The following is a 14,725-nucleotide window of genomic DNA, read 5'->3' as shown; positions in this document are numbered from 1 at the left end:
ATCAACCCTGGTTGAGCAGTTGACGCAAATCGATCACCGCCGCGTTGGCCCGGGAAATGTAATTGGCCATGACCAGCGAATGGTTAGCCAGCACGCCGAAACCGCTGCCGTTGAGGATCATTGGGCTCCAGACCGGCTCTTGCGAAGCCTCCAGCTCACGAATGATCTGGCGCACGCTGACGGTGGCGTTTTTCTTGGCCAGCACGTCGGCAAAGTCGACTTCGATGGCACGCAACAGGTGGGACAGCGCCCAGGCCTGGCCACGGGCCTCGTAGAACACGTTATCGATCTGCATCCAAGGGGTTTCCACCACTTCTTCGTCGACCTGCGGCACTTCACCCGGCGCCAGGGCTTCGGTTTTCAGTGCGGTGTTCAATTTGACCCGGCCCACGCTGGCCGACAGGCGTTGCGACAGCGAGCCCAGGCGGGTGGCCACATCGCCCAGCCAGTTGTTCAGGTTGTCGGCGCGGGCATAGAACAAGGCGCCACGCTGATTCGGGTCGGACAGGCGTGCTTCATAGCGGTTCAGGGAGTTGATGCCCTCCTGGTACTCCGACTCACTGGACGGCAGCACCCAGCTCTTGTTGTCGAAGTTGAAGCGCGGCTCGGCCTTGGCCAGATCGGCGTCTTCGGCCGACTGCGACTGGGAGCGGGCGAAGTCTTTACGCAAGGCGCGGGTCAGGTCGCGCACCTGCACCAGCACGCCGTATTCCCAGCTGGGCATGTTGTCCATCCACAGGCCCGGCGGGAAACGGTCGTTGGAAATATAGCCACCGGGCTTGTTCAGCAACGTGCCGACCACGGTCTTGAGGGTTTCGACGGTGGTATAGCCCACCACCATCTGCTTGCCTTCCTTCTCGGCGGCAAGCTGCGCATTCTGCTGGACCGGGAACAGCGCCGGCTCTTCGCTCCAGTACCAGCCCAGGGCGCCGGTGACCAACAGATACAGGCCGAGCACGCTGAGCACGGCTCGGCTCATCAGCAGGGTACGAAAATAGCTGCGGTTGGCCGACTTGGGCTCAGGGGCAGGGCCTTTGGCACTGCCCGCACGGTTTTTCCAGTCCAGCATGGCGATATCCTTTCAATCACTTGAGTTCATGCACTTGAATTGAGGGCGTGCGTTCAAACACTCCGACCACAACCCTACCCCATCGTGCCCGCCCATGCGGGGCTTTTCACCAAACGTGCATACGGCAAGCATTCGACTATAAAGGATGCACGCTTTTTAAGCTGCGCGACCGTCAGGTCACCAACTGAATATCAGGGACACGCAGTTAATTGACATATGACACTCATCCCATTGGAAAGAGGTGCTAGCATAGAGCCATCAGTTCGACCTCAGCATGCACCCTCACTAGTAGTCAGGATATGACCGAGCCAGAAGACCCCAGCCGTGAGCGTCTCAAGCAGCATTTTGCCCAGCGGGTAATTCATCAGGCACGTCAAATTCTTGAGATCTGGCAGCGCCTGCAACGCAGCGAATGGTCAGGCGCCGACCTCTCCGAACTCAGCGAGGCCAACCTGCGCCTGCAACGCTTCGCCGAGCGCTTCGAACAACCCGAACACGGCCAACTGGCCCGGCACATCGGCGAATCGCTCAAGGCCGTCGACGAAAACCGCGGACGCCTGAGCAGCCACCTGATCACCGAACTCAACCGCTTGATGCAGCGCCTGTCCCGCACCGGCCTGCGCCAGGGCGACCAGCTGGAACAAACCTTCCTGCCGCCGATGCGCAAGCCGATCTACGTGATGCTGGCCGATCACGACCGCGCCGAGCGCCTGGCCAAGCAGCTGGAATTCTTTGGCATGAGCGCCCAATCCCTGGACAGCGTCGCTGCGTTTCGCGCGTCCCTGGCCGAGCGCCTGCCGTCGGCGATCGTGATGGACGTGGATTTCTGCGGCGCCGGCCTGGGCCTCAAGCTCGCCGCCGAAGCCCAGGAAGGCCTGGAGCATAAACTGCCGCTGTTGTTTTTCAGCCTGCACGAAACCGACACCCCCACTCGCCTCGCCGCCGTGCGCGCCGGCGGCCAGGAATTCCTCACCGGCACGCTGGAAGCCTCCAGCCTGCTGGAAAAGATCGAAGTGCTGACCTGTGTCGCCCAGTACGAACCGTACAAAGTCCTGATCATCGATGACTCGCGGGCCCAGGCGCTGCACACAGAGCGGCTACTCAACAGTGCCGGCATCGTCACCCGCACCTTGATCGAGCCGATCCAGGCCATGGCCGAGCTGGCAGACTTCCAGCCCGACCTGATCATCCTCGACATGTACATGCCGGCCTGTACCGGCACCGAACTGGCCAAGGTCATTCGCCACAATGACCGTTACGTCAGTGTGCCGATCATCTACCTGTCGGCCGAAGACGACCTGGACAAGCAGCTGGACGCCATGAGCGAAGGCGGCGACGACTTCCTCACCAAACCGATCAAGCCGCGCCACCTGATCACCACGGTGCGCAACCGCGCCGCCCGTGCGCGCAACCTCAAGGCGCGGATGGTGCGCGACAGCCTGACCGGGTTGTACAACCACACCCATATCCTGCAATTGCTTGAAGACTGCAGTTTCCGCGCGCGCCGCGAGAACAAGCCGTTGAGCTTTGCCATGCTCGACATCGATCACTTCAAGCGGGTCAATGACAGCCACGGCCACCCCATGGGCGACCGCGTGATCAAGAGCCTGGCGCTGTTTCTCAAGCAACGCCTGCGCAAGACCGACTACATCGGCCGCTACGGCGGTGAAGAATTCGCCATCGTGATGCCCGACACCGACCTGGAATCGGCCTGCAAGGTACTGGATGAAATTCGTGGGCGCTTTGCCGAGATTCACTACCCGGCGCAGCCGCAGGATTTGTGGTGCACCTTCAGCGCCGGGGTGGTGGAGCTGTGTGACGGCTCCGACAGCCTGATGATGGCCGCCCAGGCCGACGAGGCGCTGTACCGCGCCAAGGATGCCGGGCGTAACCGCGTGCAAGCGGCGCGCACGTCAAAGCAAAGTGCCACCTTTTCACCAGAATCCACTGATTCCGTCATAACCCTGTAATGAAAACGCAATAACTTCAGGCACTTACCTTTTGCTGTCGGTTGATACCCCGCATGCGCCTGAAGCTGCTGACCAATCTCAATACCCTCCTGCTGGTGGCCGTGTGCCTGGCACTTGGAGCGACGCTGTGGTGGTCGCAACGGGCGCTGGAACGGCCTTATTTGCTGATGGAGCGCTACCTCGGCCTGTCACAGACCTTCCAGAACCAGGCCGCACGCAATATCGACGACTATCTGGGCAGCGGTGATGCATTGCGCTTGAGCAGCGCCAGCCAGAGCCTGGAAAGCCTGTTGCAGCACCTGGATGAACTGCCCGCCGACCTCGCGCAGAACCTGCGCCCCAGCCTTGCGGACCTGAATGCCTTCAGCAAGACCGACCTGCTGGCGGCCGGTAAGTTGGCAGGTGACCCACAAGCCCTGTTGCTGCAGGCCGAGCGGGAGCTGGGCGCCAACCTGGAGCAGTTGAGCCAGTACGCCAAGGGCGTCAACAGCGCCGAGGCCGCGCGCTACCTGCCGCCGCTGCTGGCGGCCTCACAGCACCTGGGCAAGCTGTCCCTGGCTCGCGACAAACTGGTGAGCAGCGGCCGCGCGGAACTGGCGGACGATGTGGAACGCGAAGTCAGCAATATGCGCAGCCAGGCCGACCTGCTGGAGCAACTGCCATTACTCGGGGTAAAGGCCAGCGCAGAATCCAACACCGATGACTTTTCGGCCTTGATGGGCCTGGAAAACAGCGCAAAAACCGAAGCCCAGGACACCGGCGTCGACCTCAAGCGCGAACTCAACGGCCTGCTGGCCCGCTACCCCGCCGAACTCCAGCGCACCCGCACGCAGATCCAGCAGCGTGCCGACCTGGCCGCCGCCACCCACTTGAAAATCGCGGCCGTTCAGCAGGCCATCGCCGGCCTCGAGCCGGCGGTGCGCGCGCAACACGGTAAGATCCAGGGCGAAGTGCGCCTGATGCAAGGGGTGATGATCGGCCTGATTCTGCTGATCGCCCTGTTGATCGACACCCTGCAGCGGCGCCTGGCGCGGGTGCTGACCAACCTGGCCCCCGCCTTGTCGACCTGGGGCGAGGGCAACTTCAGCCAACCGATCACCTTGGGCAAGACCAACCGCGAACTGCGCGACATCGAAGCGTCCCTCAACCGTTTACGCGCCTATCTGGTGGATCTGGTGGGTACCATCCGTGGCAATGCCGAAGAAGTGGCCGGCAGCAGCCGCGCCCTGGCCGAACTGAGCAGTGGCCTGCACGACGGCGCCGAGCGCCAGGCCGGGGATACTGCGCAGATTCGTGATTCCCTGGGCGAACTGGAAGCCACCATCCAGCAAGTCGCCGGTGATGCCAGCCAGGCGGCCGGCGCCAGTCGCAGCGCGGGCCAGGCGGTCGAGCAAGGCCAGCGCGTGATCGGCCTGAGCCTGACCGGCCTGCACGCGCTGGTGGGTGAAGTGCAGCAAAATGCGCAGATGATCGAAAAACTTGCCGAGGAGTCCGCCACCATTGGCGGCGTATTGACCGTGATTCGCTCGATTGCCGACCAGACCAACCTGCTGGCGCTCAACGCCGCCATCGAAGCCGCACGCGCCGGTGAGGCCGGGCGCGGCTTTGCCGTAGTCGCTGACGAAGTGCGCACCCTGGCCCAACGCACCGCTGGCGCCACCGCCGAAATCCAGGGCTTGATCACCGGCCTGCAAACCGCTGCGCACCAATCGGTGCAGGGCATGCGCGCCCAGGTTGAACACGCCGAGGCTACCGCCCAGCAAGCCCAGGCTGCGGATGGCGCGCTGGATGAAATCGTCGGCGCGATCCAGACCATTTCCGACACCGCCGTGCGGATTGCCGATGTAACGGCGCAGCAAAGTGGCGCCGTGAGTGAGATTCGCGACAACAGCGAGCGGATTCATCAGCTCGGCGAGGATAATTTGCTGCGCATCGGCCAGGGCCGCAGCCAGGGTGAGCATTTGCTGGTGCTGGGTGGGCAGCTCAATACGGCTGTGCAGGCGTTCCGTGTCTGACCGGCCCCATGAAGATCCAAAATCAAATGAAGATCAAAATGTGGGGGGGCTTGCCCCCGATAGCGGTGGATCAGTTACAGATGCGAGACTGACACACTGCAATCGGGAGCAAGTCGAATCGTCGCACCGCCCCTCCCACATTTGATCTCCACGGGATTCAAGGGCGTATTACCCATGACCGGATCCCGACCCCCAGTCACAAATTTTGCGCAATCCTCGCTAATCGTGCCGCCTACTGCATAGAACTGGACAGTCACAAAGGCTTTGCGGCATAGTCGCCGGGTTCTGCCTTGCCCACATCAATAACAAGGAACAGCCGATGGCGACCTTACTGGTTCTTCACGGACCCAACCTGAACCTGCTCGGCACCCGTGAACCGGGCGTCTACGGGGCAGTGACCCTCGATCAGATCAACCTTGACCTGGAACGACGGGCACGTGAAGCCGGCCACCATCTGCTCTACCTGCAAAGCAATGCCGAGTATGAATTGATTGATCGCATCCATGCCGCCCGTAGCGAAGGCGTGGACTTTATCCTGATCAATCCCGCCGCTTTTACGCACACAAGCGTTGCATTACGTGACGCGCTGCTGGCGGTGAGCATCCCATTCATCGAAGTGCATTTATCGAACGTGCACAAACGCGAACCTTTCCGCCATCACTCCTACTTCTCCGACGTTGCGGTAGGAGTGATCTGCGGCCTTGGCGCCAGCGGTTACCGACTGGCCCTGGAGGCCGCCCTGGAACAGCTTGAAGAACAGGCCAAGCGCCCCTGACCGACCCTTGGGAGTTGATGATTCATGGATATCCGTAAAGTTAAGAAACTGATCGAACTGCTGGAAGAATCCGGTATCGACGAGCTGGAAATCAAGGAAGGCGAAGAGTCCGTACGGATCAGCCGCCACAGCAAGACCCCGGCCCAACAGTTCTACGCACCACAGATGCAAGCACCGGCACCGGCTGCTGCTCCGGCCGCCGCGCCTGCTGCCGCCGCCGCACCTGCCGCACCGGCAGCCCCTGCGCTGAACGGTTTCGTGGTCAAGTCGCCAATGGTCGGTACGTTCTACCGCACCCCGGCACCGACCTCGCCAGCCTTCGTTGAAGTAGGCAAGACCGTGAAAGTGGGCGACACCATCTGCATCGTTGAAGCGATGAAGATGATGAACCACATCACGGCCGAAAAAGCCGGCGTCATCGAATCCATCCTGGTAGAAAACGGTCAGCCGGTTGAGTACGACCAGCCGCTGTTCACCATCGTTTGAACCGCGGAGCGCCTTCGATGTTGAAACCTGCGAAGAAACTGCAAAAAGTCCTGATCGCCAACCGCGGCGAGATCGCGCTGCGTATCCTGCGCGCCTGTAAGGAAGAGGGCATCAAGACCGTCGCTGTTTACTCGACGGCCGATACCGAATTGATGCACGTGAAACTGGCGGACGAGAGCATCTGCATCGGCCCGCCACTGGCCACGAACTCGTACCTGAAAGTCTCGAACATCATCGCCGCCGCTGAAGTGACCGGCGCTGATGGCATCCACCCGGGCTACGGCTTCCTCGCGGAAAACGCCGATTTCGCCGAACAGGTGGAAAAATCCGGGTTTGCCTTCATCGGCCCGAAAGCCGAAACCATTCGCCTGATGGGCGACAAGGTCTCGGCCAAGGACGCCATGATCGCCGCCGGCGTGCCAACCGTTCCTGGCTCCGACGGCCCACTGCCTGAAGACGAGGAAACCGCACTGCGCATTGGTCGCGAAGTCGGCTACCCGGTGATCATCAAGGCCGCCGGTGGCGGTGGTGGTCGCGGCATGCGCGTGGTGCATAAGGAAGAAGAGCTGATCGAAGCGGCCAAGCAGACTCGCTCCGAAGCGGCTGCCTGGTTCGGCAACCCGATGGTCTACCTGGAGAAGTACCTGACCAACCCACGTCACGTGGAAGTGCAGGTACTGTCCGACGGCCAGGGCCACGCCATCCACCTGGGCGATCGCGATTGCTCGCTGCAACGTCGTCACCAGAAGGTGTTGGAAGAAGCCCCGGCACCGGGCCTGGATGAAAAAGCGCGTCAGGAAGTCCTGGCTCGCTGCGTCAAGGCGTGCATCGACATCAACTACCGTGGCGCCGGTACCTTTGAGTTCCTCTACGAGAACGGCCGTTTCTACTTCATCGAGATGAACACTCGCGTGCAGGTAGAGCATCCGGTGTCGGAGATGGTCACCGGTATCGACATCGTCAAGGAGATGCTCAGCATCGCCGCCGGCAACGTGCTGTCCTTCACCCAGGACGACGTGAAGATCCACGGTCACTCCCTGGAGTGCCGGATCAACGCCGAAGACCCGAAGACCTTTATCCCAAGCCCTGGCCTGGTCAAGCATTTCCACGCGCCCGGCGGCAACGGCGTACGTGTGGATTCGCACCTGTACAGCGGCTACAAGGTTCCGTCCAACTACGACTCGCTGATCGGCAAGCTGATCACCTGGGGCGCGACCCGCGACGAGGCCATGGCCCGTATGCGCAATGCCCTGGACGAAATCGTGGTCGACGGCATCAAGACCAACATCCCGCTGCACCGGGACCTGGTTCGTGATGAAGGCTTCTGCGAAGGTGGTGTGAACATTCACTACCTGGAACACAAGCTGGCCAACCAGTAAGTGTTCCACCCAACAAAGCCGCCTTCGGGCGGCTTTGTTGTTTCTGCACACCGCCCCTCCCACATTTGGTCCGCATTCACTCAGTAATGTCGTCTTATGCTGTTCGCTCGCGTAAACTTGCGCGCTTTCGCAGCCTACCCCGCTGCACACTCATTTTTTTCAAAGGTGCCCGCCATGCCTTGGCTGCAAGTCCGTCTCGCCATCAGCCCAGAACAAGCCGAAACCTACGAAGACGCGTTCCTCGAAGTGGGCGCCGTCTCGGTGACCTTCATGGACGCCGAAGACCAGCCGATCTTCGAACCCGAGCTGAATACCACCCCGCTGTGGTCCCACACCCATCTGCTGGCCCTGTTCGAAGACGGCACCGATGCCGCCGCCGTACTGGCCCATATGGAATTGCTCACCGGCAGCCCGTTGCCCGAGCATCACAGCGAAATCATCGAAGACCAGGACTGGGAACGCAGCTGGATGGACAACTTCCAGCCGATGCGCTTCGGCCAACGCCTGTGGATCGTGCCGAGCTGGCATGCCGCCCCGGAGCCGAACGCGGTCAACCTGCTGCTGGATCCGGGCCTCGCATTCGGCACTGGCACCCACCCCACCACCGCGCTGTGCCTGGAGTGGCTGGACGGCCAGGACCTGACGGACAGCCACGTGCTGGATTTCGGCTGCGGCTCGGGGATCCTGGCGATTGCCGCCCTGTTGCTGGGCGCCAAGGAAGCCGTGGGCACCGACATCGACGTGCAGGCCCTGGAAGCGTCCCGGGATAACGCCGGGCGCAACAACATTCCTGAAGGCAAATTCCCGCTCTACCTGCCGCAGGATTTGCCCCAGGTGCAGGCCGACGTGCTGGTCGCCAATATCCTCGCCGGCCCGCTGGTGTCCCTGGCGCCACAACTGTCGAGCCTGGTCAAGCCGGGCGGGCGCCTGGCGCTGTCGGGCATCCTCGCCGAGCAGGGCGAAGATGTCGCCGCCGCCTACGCCAAGGATTTCGAGCTGGATCCGATCGCTAACCGTGATGGCTGGGTACGCATCAGCGGGCGTCGGCGCTAGAATGAGCGCTTGCCTGAATCGGATGGCCGCATGACCGACAGTTTCGTCACCCAGTGCCCGCATTGCCAAACCCGCTTTCGCGTCAACCACGCCCAATTGAGCGTGGCTCGCGGCGTGGTTCGCTGCGGCTCGTGCCTGCAAGTCTTCAACGCTGCCCGCCAGCTGCTGGAGCAGCGCGCCCAGGCGCCTGCGCCGGAGCAGCCGGCCACGATCGAGCCCGTGCGCGAAGCCGCGCCTGAGCCGCAGCGGGCAATCAGCCAGAAGCAGTGGAGCGCCGAAGAGCTGGACCTGGACAACCTGGATCTGGACAAGGAACTGGCCAAGCTGGAACGCCGCGAGATTCAGCACACGCTGCCCGTGGGCGCGGAACGCCGCCAGCCCGGTGCCGACCGTCGGCAGAAAGAAGACGCTCTCAGCGCCAGCCGCGAAACCGTCAAGGCCGAAGAAGAAAAATGGGCCGCCAGCCTGTTCAGCGAACCGCCTGGAGAACGCGCCAACGCTTCCGAAGACGAACCTGAACCGGCCAAAGCCCCTGCGACCAGGCAGCGCACCGAGCCCTCCATGTCGTTGCACCTCGACGATGAGCCTGCGCTGCGCTCAACCCCGGAAGATGAACACTCCGACCCGCCGTTCACGCCCCTGACAGCGGCAGCGGATGAAGCGGAGCCCGAAGAGCGTGTGCAATCCCATCGCAAGCGCCCACGCCCCGAGGCCGGCGTCCATGACGACCTGCTCCAGGACCTGGAAGACGACCCTCTGCACCTGTACGCGCAAAAACGCCCGCAGGGCCTGGGCCGTCGCCTGATCTGGATACTGCTGGTACTGATCGCCGCCGCCGGCCTGGCTGCGCAGTACATTGCCTATCAGTTCGACGATCTGGCCCGCCAGGACGCTTACCGCCCGTGGTTCCAGCAACTGTGCCCCACACTGGGCTGCACGGTGCCGTCGCGGGTCGATATCGCCCATATCAAGAGCAGTAACCTGGTGGTACGCAGCCACCCGGAGTTCGCCGGGGCGCTGGTGGTGGATGCGATCATCTATAACCGCGCGACGTTCTCCCAGCCCTTTCCGCTGCTGGAACTGCGTTTCGCCGACCTCAACGGCAACCTGATTGCCAGTCGTCGCTTCAAGCCCGCCGAATACCTGAGCGGCGAGTTGGCCGGGGTGAGCGAAATGCCATCACAAACCCCGATCCATATCTCCCTGGATATCCTCGATCCGGGCAATAAAGCCGTGAATTACAGCCTGAGCTTCCACTCGCCCGAGTGAATCGGCCTACGCACCGTCGCTTGACGGTGGAGTATTGACTGGGCCCCGCCCATCCAAACCGGCGGCGATAAAGAAATAACTGTTCAGATTTTATCCAATTCAGCCTTTATCCAGTCATCGAGAGCGGGTATCATGCCAACCCTTTTTCGAACTCTAATGATCCGGCCCCACAACAGGGAAGTCCTATGTCGGCGGTACGCATCGGCCCATATACATTGCAGAATGGCTTGATTCTCGCCCCGATGGCGGGCGTCACCGACCAGCCCTTTCGTCAGCTGTGCAAGCGTTTGGGCGCGGGTCTAGTAGTCTCGGAAATGGTCACCAGCGACATGAGCTTGTGGAACACCCGCAAATCGCGGATGCGCATGATCCACGAAGGTGATCCCGAGCCCCGCTCGGTCCAGATCGCCGGGGGTGATGCGCAGATGCTGGCGGATGCGGCCCGGGCCAACGTGGCGTTGGGCGCACAGATCATCGATATCAACATGGGCTGCCCGGCCAAGAAGGTCTGCAACAAGGCCGCCGGTTCCGCGCTGTTGAAAGATGAGCAGTTGGTTGCCGAGATCCTGCAGGCCGTTGTTGCCGCAGTGGATGTGCCAGTGACCCTGAAGATTCGTACCGGTTGGGACCGGGACAACAAGAACGGCCTGACGGTGGCGAAGATCGCCGAACAGGCAGGCATTACAGCGCTGGCGGTGCATGGTCGCACCCGCGCCGACCTTTACACCGGTGAAGCCGAGTACGACACCATCGCCGCGATCAAGCAGGCGGTGTCGATGCCGGTATTTGCCAATGGCGACATCGACTCGGCCGAAAAAGCCCGGCGCGTGCTGCACGCCACCGGTGCCGATGGTGTGTTGATTGGCCGGGCCGCCCAGGGGCGGCCGTGGATTTTTCGTGAGGTCGAGCATTTCCTGCGTACGGGTGAAGTCCTGCCGGCGCCGGAACTGGTCGAGGTGGAACGTATTCTGCTAGAGCATCTGGCTGCACTTCACACCTTCTATGGAGAGGTGATGGGCGTGCGTATTGCTCGCAAGCATGTGGGTTGGTATCTCGCAACCCTGCCAGGCGCCAGGGAGTTTCGCGCCGGGTTCAATCGTTTGGATGAAACGCAAGCACAGGTCACCGCCGTTCGTGAGTTTTTTGCCGAACGAGACAAGAGCCTGAGAGCAGGGGACGGAGAATGGGTGGCCGCATGACGATGATGACCGAGACTTTAGTGAGTGGAACAACACCCGTGAGCGACAACGTCAATTTGAAACAGCACCTCAACACGCCGAGCGAAGAAGGCCAGACCCTTCGCGGGAGTGTCGAGAAGGCGCTGCATAATTATTTCGCCCACCTTGAGGGCGCTTCCGTCACGGACGTGTACAACCTGGTGCTCTCCGAAGTCGAGGCGCCCCTGCTCGAAAGCGTGATGAACTACGTCAAGGGCAACCAGACCAAAGCCAGTGAGCTGCTGGGCCTCAACCGTGGCACCTTGCGCAAAAAGCTCAAGCAATACGATTTGCTGTAAGCATTCAATCAAACCAGAAAGGCGCCCGCGTAAAACCGGTCGCCTTTTTTGCTGACTCCTTTGCTTTTGATGGAAATTGAAATGACCGACCAGACTACCCGCCTGCCGATCCGCCGCGCCTTGATCAGTGTCTCCGACAAGACCGGGATCCTCGAATTTGCCCGGGAGCTGGAAGCCCTGGGCGTGGAAATCCTCTCCACGGGCGGGACCTTCAAGCTGCTGCAGGACAACGGCGTGGCCGCAGTGGAAGTGGCGGATTACACCGGTTTCGCAGAAATGATGGACGGTCGCGTCAAGACCCTGCACCCGAAAATCCACGGCGGCATCCTCGGCCGTCGCGGCATCGACGACGCCATCATGACCGAGCACGGCATCAAGCCGATCGACCTGGTGGCCGTCAACCTCTACCCGTTCGAAGCCACCATCAACAAGCCGGGCTGCGACCTGCCGACCGCCATCGAAAACATCGATATCGGCGGCCCGACCATGGTTCGCTCGGCGGCCAAGAACCACAAAGACGTGGCCATCGTGGTCAACGCCGGCGACTACGCCCACGTGCTGGAAAGCCTGAAAGCCGGCGGCCTGAGCTACGCCCAGCGTTTCGACCTGATGCTCAAGGCGTTCGAACACACCGCCGCCTATGACGGCATGATCGCCAACTACATGGGCACCGTGAACCAGGCCGCCGAAACCCTGAGCACAGAAGGCCGCAGCCAGTTCCCGCGCACCTTCAACAGCCAGTTCATCAAGGCCCAGGAAATGCGCTACGGCGAGAACCCGCACCAGAGCGCGGCGTTCTACGTGGAAGCCAAGCCTGCCGAAGTGGGCATCGCCACTGCGACCCAACTGCAAGGCAAAGAACTGTCCTACAACAACGTGGCCGACACCGACGCCGCGCTGGAATGCGTGAAGAGCTTCGTCAAGCCGGCCTGCGTGATCGTCAAGCACGCCAACCCGTGCGGCGTGGCCGTGAGCCCGGACGCTGAGGGCGGCATCCGCCAGGCGTACGAACTGGCCTACGCCACCGACACCGAATCGGCCTTCGGCGGCATCATCGCCTTCAACCGTGAACTGGATGCAGAGACGGCCAAGGCCATCGTCGAGCGTCAGTTCGTCGAAGTGATCATCGCCCCTTCCGTGAGCGAAGAAGCCCGCGCCATCGTGGCCGCCAAAGCCAATGTGCGCCTGCTGGCCTGCGGCGAGTGGTCGGCTGAACGTGCCGCTGCCTGGGACTACAAGCGCGTCAACGGCGGCCTGCTGGTACAGAGCCGCGACATCGGCATGATCGGCAGCGCAGACCTCAAGGTAGTGACCAAGCGCGCCCCGACCGAGCAAGAGATCAACGACCTGATCTTCGCCTGGAAAGTGGCCAAGTACGTTAAATCCAACGCCATCGTCTACGCCAAGAACCGCCAGACCATCGGTGTCGGCGCTGGCCAGATGAGCCGCGTGAATTCGGCGCGTATCGCCGCGATCAAGGCCGAGCATGCCGGTTTGCAGGTAGTGGGTTCGGTGATGGCTTCCGATGCGTTCTTCCCGTTCCGCGACGGCCTGGACAACGCTGCGAAAGCGGGCGTGACTGCCGTGATCCAACCAGGCGGCTCGATGCGTGATGCCGAGGTGATTGCCGCTGCTGATGAAGCCGGCATTGCCATGGTCTTCACCGGCATGCGCCACTTCCGTCACTGATCCAAATGTGGGAGGGGCTTTTTGTGGTGAGCGGGCTTGCCCCGCGCTGAGCTGCGCAGCAGCCCCACTGGATCTCCAGTGAACACAGCGGGGGGCAAGCCCCCTCACCACAAAAGCCCTCCCACATTTAAAAGCGCTCCAGCGGCGCCTACAGAATTTGAGGTTTTTGAAATGAATGTTTTGATCATTGGCAGCGGTGGCCGTGAACACGCCCTGGCCTGGAAAGTTGCCCAGGACCCACGGGTCCAGAAAGTCTTCGTCGCCCCCGGCAATGCCGGTACCGCCATCGAAGCCAAGTGCGAAAACGTCGCCATCGACGTACTGGCCCTTGAGCAACTGGCCGACTTCGCCGAGAAAAACGTCTCCCTGACCATCGTCGGTCCGGAAGTGCCATTGGTTGCCGGTGTCGTAGACCTGTTCCGCAGCCGCGGCCTGGATTGCTTCGGCCCAACCGCCGGCGCCGCCCAGCTGGAAGGCTCGAAAGCCTTCACCAAGGATTTCCTGGCGCGCCACAAGATCCCGACGGCCGACTACCAGAACTTCACCGAGATCGAGCCCGCCCTGGCCTACCTGCGTGAAAAAGGTGCGCCGATCGTGATCAAGGCCGACGGCCTGGCCGCCGGTAAAGGCGTGATCGTCGCCATGACCCTGCAGGAAGCCGAAGACGCCGTGCGTGACATGCTCGCCGGTAACGCCTTTGGTGACGCGGGTTCGCGCGTCGTCATCGAGGAATTCCTCGACGGCGAAGAAGCCAGCTTTATCGTGATGGTCGACGGCAAGAACGTGCTGCCGATGGCCACCAGCCAGGACCACAAACGCGTCGGCGACGCCGACACTGGCCCGAACACGGGCGGCATGGGTGCCTACTCCCCTGCCCCGGTGGTGACCGCCGACGTGCACCAGCGCGTGATGGACCTGGTGATCTGGCCGACCGTGCGCGGCATGGCCGATGAAGGCAATGTGTACACCGGCTTCCTCTACGCCGGACTGATGATCGACAAAGCCGGTAACCCGAAAGTCATCGAGTTCAACTGCCGCTTCGGCGACCCGGAAACCCAGCCGGTGATGCTGCGCCTGCAATCGAGCCTGGTGCTGCTGGTGGAAGCCGCGCTGGCCCAGGCCCTGGACAAGGTTGAAGCGCAGTGGGATCCACGTCCGAGCGTCGGCATTGTGCTGGCCGCCGGTGGCTACCCGGCCGACTACGCCAAGGGCGATGTGATTGAAGGCCTGGACGCGGCGGCCACCTTGGAAGGCAAGGTGTTCCATGCGGGCACCGCGCTCAAGGACGGCAAGGTCGTGACCGCCGGAGGCCGTGTGCTGTGCGCCACCGCCATGGGTGCCAGCGTCGACGCCGCACAGCAACAGGCGTACAAGCTGGCCGCAAAAATCGACTGGCAAGGCTGCTTCTACCGCACGGACATCGGCTACCGCGCCATTGCCCGTGAACGTGGCGAAAGCCAGTAACGCTAGCTATCCGTTCGGTTAGGCAAGGGCTTCTGGCCCT

The 14,725-nt window shown here is 62.1% G+C and carries 12 protein-coding genes; 11 read left to right on the top strand and 1 reads right to left on the bottom strand.

The window, feature by feature from the left end; translation table 11 throughout:
* Window position 1 precedes the first annotated feature (1 nt).
* Window positions 2-979: a DUF2333 family protein gene (locus tag F6S08_RS03865; protein WP_370671257.1), complete on the bottom strand. Its 978-nt coding sequence runs from the start codon at window positions 977-979 to the stop codon at window positions 2-4.
* Window positions 980-1,368: 389 nt separating this feature from the next.
* Here F6S08_RS03865 and F6S08_RS03860 point away from each other — a divergent pair, with 389 nt between their 5' ends.
* The 11 genes from F6S08_RS03860 (at window position 1,369) to purD (ending at window position 14,685) form a co-directional block, all read left to right on the top strand.
* On the top strand, window positions 1,369-3,039 hold the full coding sequence (locus F6S08_RS03860) for a PleD family two-component system response regulator (RefSeq protein ID WP_074848656.1): 1,671 nt from the start codon (window positions 1,369-1,371) through the stop codon (window positions 3,037-3,039).
* Window positions 3,040-3,092: 53 nt separating this feature from the next.
* Window positions 3,093-5,054, top strand: a complete 1,962-nt coding sequence (locus tag F6S08_RS03855) for a methyl-accepting chemotaxis protein (RefSeq protein WP_315871296.1) — start codon at window positions 3,093-3,095, stop codon at window positions 5,052-5,054.
* Window positions 5,055-5,373: 319 nt separating this feature from the next.
* Window positions 5,374-5,829, top strand: coding sequence for a type II 3-dehydroquinate dehydratase (gene aroQ, locus F6S08_RS03850; RefSeq protein WP_065925560.1), 456 nt, complete (start codon window positions 5,374-5,376; stop codon window positions 5,827-5,829).
* 24 nt (window positions 5,830-5,853) lie between these two features.
* Window positions 5,854-6,315 carry an acetyl-CoA carboxylase biotin carboxyl carrier protein gene (gene accB / locus F6S08_RS03845; RefSeq protein ID WP_027607997.1) on the top strand — a complete coding sequence of 154 codons (462 nt, stop codon included), beginning with the start codon at window positions 5,854-5,856 and terminating at the stop codon, window positions 6,313-6,315.
* A 17-nt stretch (window positions 6,316-6,332) separates the two neighbouring features.
* The gene (gene accC, locus F6S08_RS03840; RefSeq protein WP_027607998.1) at window positions 6,333-7,694 is read left to right on the top strand and encodes an acetyl-CoA carboxylase biotin carboxylase subunit; all 1,362 of its coding nucleotides are present in this window, start codon (window positions 6,333-6,335) and stop codon (window positions 7,692-7,694) included.
* A 174-nt stretch (window positions 7,695-7,868) separates the two neighbouring features.
* A complete protein-coding gene (prmA, locus tag F6S08_RS03835; RefSeq protein ID WP_027607758.1) occupies window positions 7,869-8,747 on the top strand; it encodes a 50S ribosomal protein L11 methyltransferase in 879 nt (292 codons plus the stop codon).
* Between the two features lie 30 nt (window positions 8,748-8,777).
* Window positions 8,778-10,016 carry a DUF3426 domain-containing protein gene (locus tag F6S08_RS03830; protein WP_065925561.1) on the top strand — a complete coding sequence of 413 codons (1,239 nt, stop codon included), beginning with the start codon at window positions 8,778-8,780 and terminating at the stop codon, window positions 10,014-10,016.
* Between the two features lie 185 nt (window positions 10,017-10,201).
* A complete protein-coding gene (gene dusB / locus F6S08_RS03825; protein WP_065925562.1) occupies window positions 10,202-11,215 on the top strand; it encodes a tRNA dihydrouridine synthase DusB in 1,014 nt (337 codons plus the stop codon).
* Window positions 11,212-11,532 carry a DNA-binding transcriptional regulator Fis gene (gene fis, locus F6S08_RS03820; RefSeq protein WP_002555375.1) on the top strand — a complete coding sequence of 107 codons (321 nt, stop codon included), beginning with the start codon at window positions 11,212-11,214 and terminating at the stop codon, window positions 11,530-11,532. Before dusB ends, fis begins: the two co-directional genes overlap by 4 nt.
* An 81-nt stretch (window positions 11,533-11,613) precedes the next feature.
* Window positions 11,614-13,221 carry a bifunctional phosphoribosylaminoimidazolecarboxamide formyltransferase/IMP cyclohydrolase gene (purH, locus tag F6S08_RS03815; RefSeq protein ID WP_315871295.1) on the top strand — a complete coding sequence of 536 codons (1,608 nt, stop codon included), beginning with the start codon at window positions 11,614-11,616 and terminating at the stop codon, window positions 13,219-13,221.
* A 171-nt stretch (window positions 13,222-13,392) separates the two neighbouring features.
* Window positions 13,393-14,685, top strand: coding sequence for a phosphoribosylamine--glycine ligase (gene purD / locus F6S08_RS03810; protein ID WP_065925564.1), 1,293 nt, complete (start codon window positions 13,393-13,395; stop codon window positions 14,683-14,685).
* The last annotated feature ends 40 nt before the right edge of the window (window positions 14,686-14,725 follow it).

Source organism: Pseudomonas sp. JV449 (assembly GCF_032424295.1).
In the GTDB taxonomy this organism is placed as follows: Bacteria; Pseudomonadota; Gammaproteobacteria; order Pseudomonadales; family Pseudomonadaceae; genus Aquipseudomonas; species Aquipseudomonas marginalis.
Note: the sequence above shows the minus strand (reverse complement) of the source record. Positions and strands in the feature narration are given on the sequence as shown.

Bases quoted from the DNA above. Each gene is read 5' to 3' on its own strand.
- F6S08_RS03865 (WP_370671257.1), bottom strand. From the start codon at position 979: ATGAGCCGAGCCGTGCTCAGCGTGCTCGGCCTGTATCTGTTGGTCACC.
- F6S08_RS03860 (WP_074848656.1), top strand. From the start codon at position 1,369: ATGACCGAGCCAGAAGACCCCAGCCGTGAGCGTCTCAAGCAGCATTTT.
- F6S08_RS03855 (WP_315871296.1), top strand. From the start codon at position 3,093: ATGCGCCTGAAGCTGCTGACCAATCTCAATACCCTCCTGCTGGTGGCC.
- aroQ (WP_065925560.1), top strand. From the start codon at position 5,374: ATGGCGACCTTACTGGTTCTTCACGGACCCAACCTGAACCTGCTCGGC.
- accB (WP_027607997.1), top strand. From the start codon at position 5,854: ATGGATATCCGTAAAGTTAAGAAACTGATCGAACTGCTGGAAGAATCC.
- accC (WP_027607998.1), top strand. From the start codon at position 6,333: ATGTTGAAACCTGCGAAGAAACTGCAAAAAGTCCTGATCGCCAACCGC.
- prmA (WP_027607758.1), top strand. From the start codon at position 7,869: ATGCCTTGGCTGCAAGTCCGTCTCGCCATCAGCCCAGAACAAGCCGAA.
- F6S08_RS03830 (WP_065925561.1), top strand. From the start codon at position 8,778: ATGACCGACAGTTTCGTCACCCAGTGCCCGCATTGCCAAACCCGCTTT.
- dusB (WP_065925562.1), top strand. From the start codon at position 10,202: ATGTCGGCGGTACGCATCGGCCCATATACATTGCAGAATGGCTTGATT.
- fis (WP_002555375.1), top strand. From the start codon at position 11,212: ATGACGATGATGACCGAGACTTTAGTGAGTGGAACAACACCCGTGAGC.
- purH (WP_315871295.1), top strand. From the start codon at position 11,614: ATGACCGACCAGACTACCCGCCTGCCGATCCGCCGCGCCTTGATCAGT.
- purD (WP_065925564.1), top strand. From the start codon at position 13,393: ATGAATGTTTTGATCATTGGCAGCGGTGGCCGTGAACACGCCCTGGCC.